This window comes from Kitasatospora sp. NPDC056800, assembly GCF_042789775.1.
In the GTDB taxonomy this organism is placed as follows: domain Bacteria; phylum Actinomycetota; class Actinomycetes; order Streptomycetales; family Streptomycetaceae; genus Kitasatospora.
Map to the genome: position 1 here is coordinate 55,161 of NZ_JBHUAL010000004.1, position 13,460 is coordinate 68,620.

General features: G+C 73.3%; 14 protein-coding genes. 7 read left to right on the forward strand and 7 right to left on the reverse strand.

The window, feature by feature from the left end; all coding sequences use genetic code 11:
- Positions 1 to 27: 27 nt before the first annotated feature.
- Positions 28 to 405, reverse strand: a complete 378-nt coding sequence (locus ACFRQN_RS01870; RefSeq protein ID WP_049652263.1) for a hypothetical protein — start codon at positions 403 to 405, stop codon at positions 28 to 30.
- Positions 406 to 480: 75 nt separating this feature from the next.
- Positions 481 to 1,668, reverse strand: a complete 1,188-nt coding sequence (locus ACFRQN_RS01875; RefSeq protein WP_049652265.1) for an acyl-CoA dehydrogenase family protein — start codon at positions 1,666 to 1,668, stop codon at positions 481 to 483.
- 100 nt (positions 1,669 to 1,768) lie between these two features.
- On the opposite strand from ACFRQN_RS01875, the gene ACFRQN_RS01880 reads away from it, so the two are divergent.
- Both ACFRQN_RS01880 and ACFRQN_RS01885 read left to right on the forward strand, forming a co-directional pair.
- Positions 1,769 to 2,308, forward strand: coding sequence for a GNAT family N-acetyltransferase (locus ACFRQN_RS01880; RefSeq protein WP_380737489.1), 540 nt, complete (start codon positions 1,769 to 1,771; stop codon positions 2,306 to 2,308).
- A 93-nt stretch (positions 2,309 to 2,401) separates the two neighbouring features.
- On the forward strand, positions 2,402 to 2,728 hold the full coding sequence (locus tag ACFRQN_RS01885; protein WP_375873355.1) for a hypothetical protein: 327 nt from the start codon (positions 2,402 to 2,404) through the stop codon (positions 2,726 to 2,728).
- Positions 2,729 to 2,828: 100 nt separating this feature from the next.
- Here the strand turns inward: ACFRQN_RS01885 and ACFRQN_RS01890 are convergent, their stop codons facing one another.
- On the reverse strand, positions 2,829 to 3,137 hold the full coding sequence (locus ACFRQN_RS01890; protein WP_369808302.1) for an AzlD domain-containing protein: 309 nt from the start codon (positions 3,135 to 3,137) through the stop codon (positions 2,829 to 2,831).
- Positions 3,137 to 3,901 (reverse strand): AzlC family ABC transporter permease, encoded by a 765-nt coding sequence (locus ACFRQN_RS01895; RefSeq protein ID WP_380737491.1) that lies wholly within the window; start codon positions 3,899 to 3,901, stop codon positions 3,137 to 3,139. Before ACFRQN_RS01895 ends, ACFRQN_RS01890 begins: the two co-directional genes overlap by 1 nt.
- Positions 3,902 to 4,084: 183 nt before the next feature.
- On the opposite strand from ACFRQN_RS01895, the gene ACFRQN_RS01900 reads away from it, so the two are divergent.
- Positions 4,085 to 4,726, forward strand: coding sequence for a helix-turn-helix domain-containing protein (locus ACFRQN_RS01900; protein ID WP_380737493.1), 642 nt, complete (start codon positions 4,085 to 4,087; stop codon positions 4,724 to 4,726).
- Positions 4,727 to 4,757: 31 nt separating this feature from the next.
- Here ACFRQN_RS01900 and ACFRQN_RS01905 read toward each other — a convergent pair whose 3' ends face one another.
- Positions 4,758 to 6,770 carry a cholesterol oxidase substrate-binding domain-containing protein gene (locus tag ACFRQN_RS01905; protein WP_380737495.1) on the reverse strand — a complete coding sequence of 671 codons (2,013 nt, stop codon included), beginning with the start codon at positions 6,768 to 6,770 and terminating at the stop codon, positions 4,758 to 4,760.
- A gap of 342 nt (positions 6,771 to 7,112) precedes the next feature.
- Between ACFRQN_RS01905 and ACFRQN_RS01910 the strand changes: the two genes are divergently transcribed.
- Positions 7,113 to 7,892, forward strand: coding sequence for a carbon-nitrogen hydrolase family protein (locus tag ACFRQN_RS01910; protein WP_380737497.1), 780 nt, complete (start codon positions 7,113 to 7,115; stop codon positions 7,890 to 7,892).
- Positions 7,893 to 8,026: 134 nt separating this feature from the next.
- A complete protein-coding gene (locus tag ACFRQN_RS01915; protein ID WP_380737499.1) occupies positions 8,027 to 9,433 on the forward strand; it encodes a class II fumarate hydratase in 1,407 nt (468 codons plus the stop codon).
- A 131-nt stretch (positions 9,434 to 9,564) separates the two neighbouring features.
- Here the strand turns inward: ACFRQN_RS01915 and ACFRQN_RS01920 are convergent, their stop codons facing one another.
- Positions 9,565 to 10,038, reverse strand: coding sequence for an SPW repeat protein (locus ACFRQN_RS01920; RefSeq protein WP_310593178.1), 474 nt, complete (start codon positions 10,036 to 10,038; stop codon positions 9,565 to 9,567).
- 185 nt (positions 10,039 to 10,223) lie between these two features.
- Here ACFRQN_RS01920 and ACFRQN_RS01925 point away from each other — a divergent pair, with 185 nt between their 5' ends.
- Positions 10,224 to 10,772 carry a PadR family transcriptional regulator gene (locus ACFRQN_RS01925; protein ID WP_074004213.1) on the forward strand — a complete coding sequence of 183 codons (549 nt, stop codon included), beginning with the start codon at positions 10,224 to 10,226 and terminating at the stop codon, positions 10,770 to 10,772.
- A gap of 91 nt (positions 10,773 to 10,863) precedes the next feature.
- The gene (locus tag ACFRQN_RS01930) at positions 10,864 to 12,579 is read left to right on the forward strand and encodes an acyl-CoA dehydrogenase family protein (protein ID WP_380737501.1); all 1,716 of its coding nucleotides are present in this window, start codon (positions 10,864 to 10,866) and stop codon (positions 12,577 to 12,579) included.
- Between the two features lie 142 nt (positions 12,580 to 12,721).
- Here the strand turns inward: ACFRQN_RS01930 and ACFRQN_RS01935 are convergent, their stop codons facing one another.
- The gene (locus ACFRQN_RS01935; protein ID WP_234348413.1) at positions 12,722 to 13,432 is read right to left on the reverse strand and encodes a response regulator transcription factor; all 711 of its coding nucleotides are present in this window, start codon (positions 13,430 to 13,432) and stop codon (positions 12,722 to 12,724) included.
- Positions 13,433 to 13,460 lie beyond the last annotated feature (28 nt).

Below are 13,460 nucleotides of genomic sequence, written 5' to 3' on the forward strand. Positions count from 1 at the left end.
GGTCGGCGCTGCCGGCGGCGGGGCGGGTCACGACTGCGGGCGGAACTCGTGGACCACCTCGATGCGGCCGACGATGTGCCGGTTGAACTCGGCCAACTCCTCGGCGGGCACCCAGAGTTCGAGGATCGTCCGGCCGCCCGCCCGCTGGACGGGGTAGCGGGCGAGGAAGGCGGTGTCGACCTCGAAGCGGGTGACGTAGCCGACGCCGGAGGCGGGCACGTTCCAGTCCCGGGCGATCCGGATCGCGTAGTCCTCGTTGAGGACGGGGTAGAAGATCGGCTGCTCGGGCAGGCGGGGCGGCCAGGCGCGCCGGTCGGCGGCCTCGACCAGGGCCAGCTCCTCCGGGCCGGTGGGGCGCCAGAGGGTGGTGGTCGGGGGCCGCGTCGGGACGTACTGGCTGGTCATGGCAGGGACGGTAGCCGGGCCGCGACGGGCCCGGCCACCGGTTTTCCCGGGCCGGGAGGGGCGGGCGGCGGCCCGTCAGCGGTAGGCGGACTCGCCGGTGATGGCCTCGCCGAGGACCAGGGTGTGGATCTCACTGGTGCCCTCGTAGGTGAGCACCGACTCCAGGTTGTTGGCGTGCCGCAGCACCGGGTACTCGGTGGTGATGCCATTGGCGCCGAGGACGGTCCGGGCGCTGCGGGCGATCTCCAGCGCGGTGCGGACGTTGTTGAGCTTGCCGAAGCTGATGTGCGGCGGGCGGGCCGCGCCCTGCTCCTTGAGCCGGCCGATCCGCAGGGCGACCAGGTAGGCCTTCTCGACCTCCAGCATCATCTCGACCAGCTTCTGCTGGGTCAGCTGGAAGCCCGCGATCGGGCGGTCGAACTGGATCCGGCTCTTAGCGTAGTCCAGGGCGGCGGTGTAGCAGTCGCGGGCGGCTCCGACGGTGCCCCAGAGGATGCCGTAGCGGGCCTCGTTGAGGGAGGAGAGCGGGCCGCGCAGGCCGACCACCCCGGGCAGCACGGCGTCGGCGGGCAGCACCACCTCGTCGAAGGCCAGCTCGCTGGTGACGGAGGCGCGCAGCGAGAGCTTGCCGTGCACGTCGGTGGCGGTCAGGCCGCGGGTGCCGCGCTCGACCAGGAAGCCGCGCACGCCCTCCTCGGTCTGCGCCCAGACCACGGCGACGTCGGCGATGCTGCCGTTGGTGATCCACATCTTGCTGCCGGACAGCACCCAGTCGCCGCCCTCACCGCCCTTGCGCACCGCCCGGGTCCGCATGTTGGCGGGGTCGGAGCCGAAGTCCGGCTCGGTGAGGCCGAAGCAGCCGATCAGTTCACCGGCGGCCATGCCGGGCAGCCAGCGCTGCTTCTGCTCCTCGGAGCCGAAGGCGTGGATCGAGCGCATGGCGAGCGAGCCCTGGACGGAGACGAAGCTGCGCAGCCCGGAGTCGGCCGCCTCCAGCTCCATGCAGGCCACCCCGTACGCCACCGCGTCGGCGCCCGCGCAGCCGTAGCCGTCGAGGTGCATGCCGAGCACGCCCAGGGCGCCGAGCTCGGGGGCAAGCTCGCGGACCGGGAAGACCCCGCGCTCGAACCAGTCGCCGATGTGCGGGCGGATGTGCTCCTCGGTGAACCGGCGGACGGTGTCGCGGATCAGCCGCTCCTCGTCCGAGAGCAGGTCGCCGACGGCGAGCAGGTCGGACGGGTCGATCCGGGTCGGCTTCGTCATCGAAGCTCCTTGTACTCTCGGCGGAATACCAGCGGAATACCGGCGAGTATCGCGCACCCGGCCGAGCGGTGGGCGGGCGCGAACGAGTGAGGATGGCGACATGTCCGACGGTGCGTACGTGATCGGCGAGGTGACGGCCCAGGAGCTGGACGACTCGGCGGAGGAGTTCGCCGGGCTCCTGGCGGAGACCGTGCACGGCGGCGCCTCGATCGGGTTCCTCGCCCCGCTGGCGCCCGACGAGGCCACGACGTGGTGGCGGGCGCTCGGCCCGGACCTCGCGGCCGGCCGGCTGGTGTTGTGGACCGCCCGGAACCGGGCCGACGGACGGCTGGCCGGCACGGTGCAGCTGCGGCCCGCCACCACCGCGAACGGCCGCCACCGGGGCGAGGTGGCCAAGCTGATGGTGCACCCCGCCGATCGCGGGCACCGGCTGGCGGGACGGCTGCTGGCGGCCCTGGAGGAACGGGCGGTGGAGCTGGGCATCCGGCTACTGGTGCTGGACACCGAGACCGGGAGCCCGGCGGAGCGGCTCTACGAGGGGGCGGGCTGGACCCGGGTCGGCTCGGTGCCGGACTTCGCGGCCGACCCGGCGGGCGTGCTCCGGCCGACCACCATCTTCTTCAAGTCGCCGACGCGCTGACGGGTCGACGGCCCGAGCGGGCGAAGCGGGCCGGGCGGGCCGGGCGGGCCGAGGAACACAGCGGATCGGATCGGAACGGAACGGGAGCAGGGCATGGCACGTTGGGCGCTGGTCGTGGAGGAGACGGTGGGCACCGGGCACGACCGGACCTGGGGCAGCAAGGTGCTCGCCGAGGTCGAGGGCAGCCGCGAGGAGGCCGTCGAGGAACTGAAGCGACTCGTCCCCTCCTACACCCCGCAGCACCCGTTCAACAGCCGACGGCGGACGCTGCTCCGCGACGGGGACACCTACCTGCTGGTCTCGCAGGGGAGCATGCGCGACTACCACTGCGTGTTCAAGGTGTGGGAGCTGCTGTGGGACAGCGAGCGGCCGGACGTCCAGGCGGAGCGCCTGGCCGAGGGGGACGCGGAGGGCGGGTGACGGAGGGCGGGTGACGGAGGGCGGGTGACAGCGAACAGATGACAGCCGACAGATAACAGATAACAGATAACAGATTTCAAACTCTGTCAGCTGTCAGCCGTCACCCCACCCCGCAGAGCCGCAGCACCGCCGTCGTCGCCGCACCGGCGACCACCACCACCGGGAACGGTGCCCGGCGCAGCGCGAGCACCCCTGCGGCCAGCACGCCCGCCGGGCGGGCCCACCCCGCGAAACCGTGCCCCTGGGTCAGCGCGCCGGTCGCGACCAGGGCCACGAGCAGCACCGTCGCCGCGACGGCCAGCAGGTGCCGCAGTCGCTCCGAGAGGGCGAGCCGGCCGGCGAGCAGCGGCCCGGCGAGCCGGTAGGCGTACGTTCCGGCCGCGAGCAGCAGAACGGCGTACAGCGGCATCATCGAACCGTCTCCTTCTCGCTCTTCACAGCACTCTCCCCGCCCACCGCGTTCTCCACGTTCTGCTCGTCCGCGGCACTCCGGGCCGCCTCCCCCTCCGCCGGCCGTCCGGCGAACAGCAGCCCGACTAGGGCCAGCAGCACCGGCAGCCCGGCCGGGACGAACGGCGTGGCGGCGACCGCGACCACCGCTCCCACCAGCGCCGCCGTACGGATGCGGCGGCCCACGAGCGAGGGCAGGACGAGGGCGAGCAGCACCGCCGGGAAGGCCGCGTCCAGGCCGAGCGCGTCCGTGTCGCCGAGCAGCCCGCCCGCGAGCGCGCCGAGCAGCACCGAGACGTTCCAGACCACGAACAGCGCGATCCCGCAGAGCCAGTACACGGCGTGGCGCCGGCGCGGCTCGTTCTGCTGCAGGGCGAAGGCGGCGGTCTCGTCGGTGAGCAGCTGCGCACCCAGCAGGCGCCGCCACCAGGGGCCGTCGAGCACATCGGCCACGGTGAAGCCGAAGGGCAGCAGCCGGGCGTTGAGCACCAGCCCGGTGGCGACCGCGGCGAGGGCGCCGCCGCCGGAGAGCACCACGCCGACCGCCGCGAACTGGGAGCCGCCCGCGAACACCAGGACGGAGAGGGCGACCGGCACCCAGAGCGGTAGGCCGCCGGAGACGCTGATCGCGCCGAAGGAGGCGCCGACGAGGGCATCGGCCAGGCAGACCAGAGCGACGTCCCGGAGGGTGGCGCGCTCCAGTGTTCGGAGTAGCGAACGCATGTTCATTAGAGTGAACCGCTCCAGCCTCGTTCGTCAAGGCGAACAGGCGGACCGATCCGGCGAACGATGGCCGACGCGGTCGGTACGGTCGGCGCGACCGACCGTGGCAGCATGAACGGCGGCATCGGCCGCACCGGGAGCCGTGGACGTGGAAGGGGCCAGGAGGAAGCGTGAGTGGCGAGCATGAGTGACCAGACCACCCCGGCCACGGGCCCCGACGGCAGCACCGGCAACCGCCCCGGCGGCGGCAGCACCGGCGGCAACGGCAACGGGAACGGCACCGAGCTGATCGGCCAGATCGCCGCCTCGATCCGGCGCGAGCGCGAGCGCAGCGGCCTGTCGATGGCCGAGCTGGCCCGGCGTGCGGGCATCGCCAAGTCCACCCTGTCCCAGCTGGAGTCGGGCGCGGGCAACCCCAGCGTGGAGACGCTCTGGGCACTCGGGGTCGCGCTGAACGTGCCGTTCAGCCGGCTGGTCGACCCGCCGCGCCCGGTGGTCAAGGTGATCCGGGTCGGCGAGGGCCCGGTGACCCACTCCGAGCGTGCCGACTACGCCGCCACCGTGCTCTCCTCCTGCCCGCCCAACGCCCGGCGCGACATCTACCGGATCGAGGCGCAGCCGGGCGAGACCAGGGCCTCCGACCCGCACATGCCCGGCACCGTCGAGCACGTGCTGATCGGTGCCGGGCGGGCGCTGGTCGGGCCGACGGAGGCGCCGGTGGAACTGGGCCCGGGCGACTACGTGAGCTACCCGGGCGACGCTCCGCACGTGTTCCGCGCCCTGGCCCCGGACACCCTCGCGGTGATCGTCATGGAACACATCTGACGACCAGTCAGCATCCCCTGGCGGGAACGGACTACTTCAACAGCCCGTCCAGGAAGGGATTTCCGAACACCCGGTGCGGGTCGTGGCGGTCCAGGACGGCGACCGCCTCGTCCCAGCCGGGCCCGCCGCCGGCCCGCAGGCTGTCGGGGATGGCCCGGCCGATCATGTCCGGGTCGGACCAGGCGGCGGCGTCGGTGTAGGCCCAGCCCTTGGACCACTCGACCCGCAGGCCCGCCCGGGTGCCGTCGAAGGTGCGCAGCAGCCACTGCTCCAACTCCCGGGCGAAGCGCTCCAGTCCGGGGGTGCCGGGGAAGGCCAGGACGTCCAGCCAGACCGCCGTGTCCCACTCGGGACGGTCGGCGCGCGGGCGCAGCGCGGACAGCAGCGGGGGCCGGGCGCCGGGGACGCCGGAGGCGGCCGGGTCGTCCAGGCCGGTGACCCGGATCTCCACCGCGCCGTTCACCGGGAACTCGCCCCGGGCCTGGTAGGCGGCGAGCGACTCCCGGTAGTAAGCGGCGAATTCGCTCACCACCCACTGGAGGTCGGCGCGCTTGGTGAGGATCGCGTAGCCGTTGGCGGTGACCCGCAGGGTGGTCGGGCGGACGTACTGGAGCAGGGCGCGGGAAGGGCCCCAGAGGTCGGAGCGCAGTCCGCCGGCGAGCAGGTGGGTGAGCACCTCGCCGCTGAGCAGCCGGCGCAGCAGGTCGCCGGAGAGCAGGATGTCCGTGATGTCGCCGGTGAGCCCCACCTTCGCGACCAGGTACTGGAGTTGGCCGAACAGCGGGGCCGATGCCCAGGCGCCGGCGACGATCTCCCCGGCGAGCCGGGCGACCGGCTCCGGAATGCTGTCCGAGAAGGGGTAGTTGTAGGGGCGGTCGACGGAGAGGGAGCCGAGCGGCTTGTTCGGGGTGACGCTCCAGGTCTTGAGCCAGGGGTACTCGGTGTAGGCGAACCAGATCGCCTCGACCCGGCCGTCGCGGTCCACGAACTCGGCGAGCGTGCGCGGGCCGCTCCCGCCGCCGAGGACGCCGCCCAGCACTCCCCCGAGCACTCCGCCGAGCCCGCCGCCGGTCCCGGTGCCGCTGCCGCTGTCGCTGCCCGGGCGGGCGAAGAGCTCGCTCGCCGGGATGTCGAGCCGGCTGACGCAGCGCAACGGGCGGTCGGCGCCGGCCCGCAGCACCACCTCGGTGAGGAAGGCCCGGCCCAGGTGCACCAGGAAGGCGGCGCTGTCGGCCTCGGAGCGGTCGAAGGTGCGCAGGGTGTAGCGGCCGGTGGCCGGGTCGAGGACGACGGCGGTGAGCCGGACGACCTGGTTGCTGACCGAGCCGTAGCCGTGCCCCTCCGGCCGCGCCTCCCCGACCGCCGTGGTGGCGGTGCCGTGGCCGCCGATGGCGAGCACGCCGCCGACGGTGAGCTCGCCGGGGGCGGGGCAGGCGGTCAGGCCGAGGCCGCGCTGGGCCAGGTGCGCGAGCAGGGCCTCCATGGTGGCGCCGGTCTGCACCCGGACGGTGCCGGGCGAGTCGGCGCTGATGGCGGTGAGGTACCGGCTGGTGTCCACGAGCAGGACCCGGGCGCTCTCCGGGGTCCCGGCGGCGACGGTGAGCGGCGCCCAGGTGTGCCGGTAGCCGGAGGCGCGCAGCCGCCAGCCGTTGGCGTGCGCCCAGTCGGCGAGGGCCGGGACCTCCTCGGGGGTGCGCGGCACGCAGGTCCACAGCTGGTCGGTGCGGATCTCGCCGGACCAGTTCTGGAAGACCCGCTGGTAGAGCTCGGTGCCGGCGGGCAGCCCGGGCGGTACGGGCGTGGCGGCCTCGGCGCTGTCCGGGCCGACGGTGCCGCGCAGCAGCCAGGCCGCACCGCCGAGCACCGCCGACGCGCCCAGCAGCTGTCGGCGGGTGAGGCCGTCGGTGGTGCTCCTCCGCGTGCCCGCGGGGCCCGCCGGGGCCGTCGACGAGGCTCTCGCCGGGGCCTGCGCCCGGGCGCCCGCGGAGGCCTCCGTCGGGGCGTCCGCAGCGGCGTCCACCTGGGCATTCATGCGGGTATTCATGGGGGTCATCCCCTCCGGTGTCGCCCCGTCACCCGTTCCGCCCATCGGGCCGTGTCCTGTGGTCATCCGTCCGTCCGCCCCTTCGCGCTGGTCCCCCCGGGCCGAGCTGCGGCGATCCGGGTCCGGCCGGAGTCCGCCCGGCCCGGTCTGGAGCGTATGGAGGGGCGTACGGCCGTTTGAAGCACCCGCCGGGGATCTCACTCCTTCGAGTGAGATCGGTCCGATCCGCCCCGGGAACCCCGTCCACCTGCACAGCTCCTCGTCCGGACTCTGTTGCCCGGCTCCTCGGCGGGCGCATAGGTTGATCGCGATCACCCCACCCCGCCCGCCGGAGGCCCCGCCATGCCCTCGTCCGCGAACCCGCCCGTGCCCGCGCGTCCCGTGCCCGGGCCGCTGACGGTCGCCGTCGCCCAGCCCGTCTGCGCCGCCGCCGGCCGTCCGGACACCGTGTCCGAGAACGTGGCCCTGCACGCCGAGGCGGTACGGGAGGCGGGCACCCGGCTGGCGGTGTTCCCCGAGCTGTCGCTGACCGGCTACGACCTGGCCGCACCGGCCGTCGACCCGGCGGACGCCCGGCTCGCACCGCTGGTGGCGGCCTGCGCCGCGGCCGGCGCCGTCGCCCTGGTCGGGGCGCCGGCGGTCGAGGCCGACGGGCGCGAGTCCATCGCCACGCTGGCGGTCACCGGGCAGGGCGCCGAGGTCGTCTACCGGAAGATGCGCCTGCACGGCGCCGAGGTCGAGCGCTTCACCCCGGGCGGGAAGCCCGTCGTCCTGGAGCTGGACGGTCTGCGGCTCGGCCTCGCCGTCTGCGCGGACGCCGCCGATCCGACGCACGCCGAGGAGACCGCCGCGCTCGGCATCGACGCCTACGTCGCCTCCACCCTCTACGGGCCCGGCGCAGCCCAGGCCGAGCGCCGGGACGGCCACGTCCGCGACCGGGCCGCCGCCCACGGGGTGTGGTGCGTGCTCGCGACCTGCGCCGGGGCCACCGGCGAGTACCCGGACAGCTCGGGCGGCTCCGGCGTCTGGGCCCCGGGCGGCGGCCTCGTCGCCCAGGCCGGTACCGCCCCGGGCGAGCTGGTCCGCGCCGAGGTGGCCCGTACCGGCCTGCCCCGGCAGTAGGCGCCGGGCCCGAACCGGGACCAGAACCGGAACCGGGTCACCCCCACCGGAAATACCCGGGCCCCGCTCGCGGCTGTGGTGATCGGAGATCCGTTCCGGGCCCGGTCGGGCCCGTACAGGAGGTGCAGCGCGCGATGGGTGGCCAGCAGGAGAAGCCGCAGGAGTACCGGATCGAGCACGACTCGATGGGCGAGGTCCGGGTGCCGGCCGACGCGAAGTGGCAGGCGCAGACGCAGCGGGCGGTGGAGAACTTCCCGGTGTCCGGTCAGCGGCTGGAGCGGGCGCACATCGCCGCGCTGGCCCGGATCAAGGCGGCAGCCGCCCGGGTGAACGCCCGGCTCGGGGTGCTGGACGAGGAGACGGCGGAGGCGATCGCGGCGGCGGCCGAGGAGGTCGCGGACGGGCGCTGGGACGACCAGTTCCCGGTGGACGTGTTCCAGACCGGCTCGGGCACCTCGTCCAACATGAACACCAACGAGGTGATCGCGACCCTGGCCGGGGAGCGGCTGGGCCGGCCGGTCCACCCGAACGACCACGTCAACGCCAGCCAGTCGTCCAACGACGTCTTCCCGTCCTCGATCCACATCGCCGCCACCGGCGCCGTCACCCACGACCTGGTCCCGGCGCTGGAGCACCTCGCGGAGGCGTTGGAGCGCAAGGCCGCCGAGTTCGCCCGGGTGGTCAAGTCGGGCCGCACCCACCTGATGGACGCCACGCCCGTCACGCTCGGCCAGGAGTTCGGCGGCTACGCGGCGCAGGTACGGCACGGGCGGGAGCGGCTGCTGGCCACCCTCCCCCGGGTGGCCGAACTCCCGCTCGGCGGCACGGCGGTGGGCACCGGGATCAACACCCCGCCCGGCTTCCCGGAGGCCGTCATCGCGGAGGTCGCCCGCGCCACCGACCTGCCGCTGACCGAGGCCAGGAACCACTTCGAGGCGCAGGGCGCACGGGACGCCCTGGTCGAACTGAGCGGTCAACTGCGCACGGTGGCGGTCGGGTTCACGAAGATCGCGAACGACCTGCGGTGGATGGGCTCCGGTCCGCGCACCGGGCTCGGCGAGATCAACCTGCCGGACCTCCAGCCGGGTTCGTCGATCATGCCGGGCAAGGTGAACCCGGTGCTGCCCGAGGTGGTGCTGATGGTCGCCGCCCAGGTGGTGGGCAACGACGCGACGGTCACCCTGGCGGGCGCGAGCGGCAACTTCGAGCTGAACGTGATGCTCCCGGTGCTCGCCCGCAACGTGCTGGAGTCGGTGCGGCTGCTCGCCAACAGCGCCCGGCTGCTGGCCGACCGGACGGTGGACGGCATCACCGCCAACGTCGAACGGGCCCGGGAGTACGCGGAGTCCTCACCCTCGGTGGTGACCCCGCTGAACCGCTACATCGGGTACGAGGAGGCCGCGAAGGTCGCCAAGCAGGCACTGGCGGAGCGCAAGACGATCCGTCAGGTGGTGCTGGAGCGCGGCTACGTCGAACAGGGCAGGCTCACCGTGGAGCAGCTGGACGAGGCGCTGGACGTGCTGCGGATGACGCACCCCTAGCGGGCCGGGCCGGCCGGCGGCTGTGACACGGCTTGGTCCCGGTCGCCGGCCGCGCCTTCGCCGGAGGACGCGCGCCGGGGCGCGGCGGGCGGTTGCGCCCTCCGCGCCCCGGTCACGGGCTGCGGGGAAGATCAGCCCTTGGCGCGACCGGCCCGGCCGCGCCGCATCGATGCTCCGTTCGACGTCATGGTCGCCATCGAGATCGCCGCGAGGCCGAGCAGGAACATCACGGCGCCCACGATGACGCAGGTCACGATGTTCTTGCCGTGCGCGACGGACCCGGAGACGACCCACGGGGAGATGATCGTCCAGGCACCGAGCGCGGCGGCCGCCCAGGCCCGCGCGTGGGTGCGTTCGTAGGCCGACCCGTAGCCGGCCATCAGAGCCGTGTAGGCCAGCCCGACGATCAGGCAGGTCACGGTCAGGGTGTTGTACGCGGTGAAGCCGACGATCCACGGCGATGCCGCCAGGAAGAGGCCGGCCAGGACGGCCAGGGCCTCGATGCCCTGAGCGCGGGGGGTCGAGGTGACCCGCTCGTAGCGTTCGCGCAGTTCGACGATGTCCGGATGGTGCTCCATGCCCGTCGTCGGGATATGGGTTGCCACCGATACCACCTCCTGTGGTCGGAACCGGTAAGGCGCTTGCCCCGTACCCATTCTGGCTCTTATCCAACGATTTGCACCCAATAGTCCGGAATAACCGATAACCATCGGATCACGCCGGTGACCTGCGTCTCAACCGTCCGGGTCGCCATTGCCTATGCAACTCGTTGCATAGCAGGATGCGGGCCATGGCATTGGAGCACGCGATCCTCGTCTCACTGCTGGAGCAGCCCGGCTCCGGCTACGAGCTGGCCCGGCGCTTCGACCGCTCGATCGGGCGCTTCTGGACCGCCACCCACCAGCAGATCTACCGGGTGCTGCGGCGGATGGAGGCGGACGGCTGGGTGGCCGCGCAGGAGGTCAGCCAGGACGGACGCCCGGACAAGAAGGTCTACTCGGCGGCCGAGGCCGGACGGGCCGCGCTGGCCGGCTGGCTGCGCGAACCGGTCGAACCGGAGACCGTCCGGCACGAGCTCGCGGTCAAGATCCGGGCCGCCGCCTTCGACGACCCGGCCGCACTGATCTCCGAGGTCGAACGGCACCGCGAGGGCCATGCCGCCCTGCTCGCCCGCTACCTGCACGGCGAGCAGCGGGACTTCCCCGACGCCACCGCGCTCGACGCCGGGCAGCAGCTGCAGCACGTGGTGCTGCGCGGCGGCATCGAGTACGAGCGGATGACCCTCGCCTGGCTCGACGACGTGCTCGCCACCCTGCGCCGCCTCTCCTCCGCCGGCTGACGGCGGACCGCCGACGACCGGCGGACGGCGGGCGACGCCCGGTCCCTGCCACCCGCCCCTCCTCACACCCTCGACCCCCGGGAGCCCCTCGATGCTCTTCAACCCGCGCAACTACGACCCCGCACAGTTCGACGAGCCGACCCGCCGGCTGCTGCGCGCGACGGTGGACTGGTTCGAGTCCCGCGGCAAGAAGGCGCTGATCGACACCTACATCGACCGCAGCTGGTACGCCGACTTCCTGGACTTCGCCGCGAAGGAGGGCCTGTTCGCGGAGTTCCTGACCCCCGCCTCGGCCGACCCCGACAAGCGCTGGGACACCGCCCGCATCGCCGAGCTGAACGAGATCCTCGGCTTCTACGGCCTCGGCTACTGGTACACCTGGCAGGTCACCATCCTGGGCCTGGGCCCGGTCTGGCAGAGCGGGAACGAGGCCGTCCGCGCCCGCGCCGCCAAGCTGCTGGCCGAGGGCCACGTGATGGCCTTCGGCCTCTCCGAGCGCACCCACGGCGCGGACATCTACTCCACCGACATGATCCTCACCCCGGACGGCGAGGGCGGCTTCACCGCGACCGGCTCCAAGTACTACATCGGCAACGGCAACGTGGCCGGCCTGGTCTCGGTGTTCGGCCGCCGCTCGGACGTCGAGGGCCCGGAGGGCTACGTCTTCTTCGCCGCCGACAGCCGCCACGACGCGTACCACCTGGTCAAGAACGTGGTGAACGCGCAGATGTACGTCAGCGAGTTCCGCCTGGAGGACTACCCGGTGCGCGCCGAGGACGTGCTGCACACCGGCCAGGCCGCCTTCGACGCCGCGCTCAACACCGTCAACGTCGGCAAGTTCAACCTCTGCACCGCCTCGATCGGCATCTGCGAGCACGCGATGTACGAGGCCGTCACGCACGCCCACAGCCGAGTGCTGTACGGCAAGCGGGTCACCGACTTCCCGCACGTCAAGCGGGAGCTGACCGACGCCTACGTCCGCCTGGTGGCGATGAAGCTGTTCAGCGCGCGGGCCGTGGACTACTTCCGCACCGCCTCCCCCGAGGACCGCCGCTACCTGCTGTTCAACCCGATGACCAAGATGAAGGTCACCACCGAGGGCGAGAAGGTCATCGACCTGATGTGGGACGTCATCGCCGCCAAGGGCTTCGAGGCGGACACCTACTTCGACAAGGCCGCGAAGGACATCCGCGGCCTGCCGAAGCTGGAGGGCACCGTCCACGTCAACCTGGCGCTGATCCTCAAGTTCATGGGCAACTACCTGTTCGCCCCGGCCGACTACGCCCCGGTGCCGAGCCGCCTGGACGCCGCCGACGACGACTTCCTGTTCCGGCAGGGCCCGGCCCGCGGCCTCGGCGCGATCCGCTTCCACGACTGGCGCGCCGCCTACGACCGCCACGCCGCGCTGCCCAACGTCGCCCGCTTCCGCGAGCAGGCCGACGGCTTCTGCGCGCTGCTGCTCGAGAACGCGCCGAGCAAGGAGCAGCAGGCCGACCTGGACTTCCTGCTGGAGATCGGCCAGCTGTTCGCGCTGATCGTCTACGGCCAGCTGGTGCTGGAGCAGGCCGAGTTGACCGGCCTGACCGCCTCCGAGGACGGCGGCGACGTGCTGGACCGGATCTTCGACGCGCTGGTCCGCGACTTCTCCGCGCACGCCACCGAGCTGCACGGCAAGGCCTCGGCCACCGAGGAGCAGGCCGCCTGGGCGCTGACGAACGTGCGCCGCCCGGTCGCCGACCCGGCGCGGGACGCGCGGGTGTGGGAGCGGGTCGAGGCCCTCTCCGGTGCGTACGAGATGCGGCCGTAGGGCGGAGCGGCAGGACTCCGGGGGTGCCGGTCGGCGGGCCGGCACCCCCGGTTCACTTCTCCGGCCCACCGCCCGCGTTCACCTTCACCGTTCGCCCCTCGGATCGCCCCTCCGGTTCACCGCTCCGGTTCACCGCTCCGGTTCACCGCTCCGGGGAGGTCCGGCCGTCGCCGAGGCCCATGTCGCGGGCCCGGGCGACCGCCTCGGCGCGCGTGGCGACGTGCAGCTTCTCGAAGATGTGGGTGATGTGGTTGCGGACGGTCTTCTCCGCGACCACCAGCTCCCGGGCGATCCGCCGGTTGTCCAGCCCGCGCGCGACCAGGCCCAGCACCTCGGCCTCGCGGGCGGTGAGTTCGGGGAAGAGCTGCCCCGCCTCCCGCATCCTCGCCCCGGCCAGCAGAGCGGTGATCCTCCCGGCCACCTCGCCGCCGAACACCGCGCCGCCCGTCGCGACCGTCCGCACCGCGTGCAGCACCTCCTCCCGCCCGGCCCCCTTGACCAGGTAGCCGCGCGCGCCCGCCTGGAGGGCGGCGAGCAGGTTCCCGTCGTCGTCCGACATGGTCAGCATCAGCACCGGCGGCGGCGCCTCCCGGGTGGCGAGCTGCCGGACGGCCTCCAGTCCGGAGCCGTCGGGCAGCGAGAGGTCCATGATCACCACGTCGGGGTGGTGCCGGGCGACCGCCCCCGGAACGTCGGCGACCCGCTCGGCCTCGGCGACCACGAGGACGCCCTCAGCGCTCTCCAGTGCCGCCTTGAGCCCCTCCCGGAACAGGGGGTGGTCGTCGACGATCAGCACACGGACGGGCGGGTCTCCGGCCGGGTCCGCAGGTTCCACCGGCTGTTCTTCATCCACCCGGCCGACACTATCAGCGGCGATCACG

Coding starts and splice junctions, on each gene's coding strand:
- ACFRQN_RS01880 (WP_380737489.1), top strand. CDS start 1,769: ATGTCCGACGGTGCGTACGTGATCGGCGAGGTGACGGCCCAGGAGCTG.
- ACFRQN_RS01925 (WP_074004213.1), top strand. CDS start 10,224: ATGGCATTGGAGCACGCGATCCTCGTCTCACTGCTGGAGCAGCCCGGC.
- ACFRQN_RS01885 (WP_375873355.1), top strand. CDS start 2,402: ATGGCACGTTGGGCGCTGGTCGTGGAGGAGACGGTGGGCACCGGGCAC.
- ACFRQN_RS01915 (WP_380737499.1), top strand. CDS start 8,027: ATGGGTGGCCAGCAGGAGAAGCCGCAGGAGTACCGGATCGAGCACGAC.
- ACFRQN_RS01910 (WP_380737497.1), top strand. CDS start 7,113: ATGCCCTCGTCCGCGAACCCGCCCGTGCCCGCGCGTCCCGTGCCCGGG.
- ACFRQN_RS01905 (WP_380737495.1), bottom strand. CDS start 6,770: ATGAATACCCGCATGAATGCCCAGGTGGACGCCGCTGCGGACGCCCCG.
- ACFRQN_RS01870 (WP_049652263.1), bottom strand. CDS start 405: ATGACCAGCCAGTACGTCCCGACGCGGCCCCCGACCACCACCCTCTGG.
- ACFRQN_RS01875 (WP_049652265.1), bottom strand. CDS start 1,668: ATGACGAAGCCGACCCGGATCGACCCGTCCGACCTGCTCGCCGTCGGC.
- ACFRQN_RS01895 (WP_380737491.1), bottom strand. CDS start 3,901: ATGCGTTCGCTACTCCGAACACTGGAGCGCGCCACCCTCCGGGACGTC.
- ACFRQN_RS01930 (WP_380737501.1), top strand. CDS start 10,864: ATGCTCTTCAACCCGCGCAACTACGACCCCGCACAGTTCGACGAGCCG.
- ACFRQN_RS01890 (WP_369808302.1), bottom strand. CDS start 3,137: ATGCCGCTGTACGCCGTTCTGCTGCTCGCGGCCGGAACGTACGCCTAC.
- ACFRQN_RS01900 (WP_380737493.1), top strand. CDS start 4,085: ATGAGTGACCAGACCACCCCGGCCACGGGCCCCGACGGCAGCACCGGC.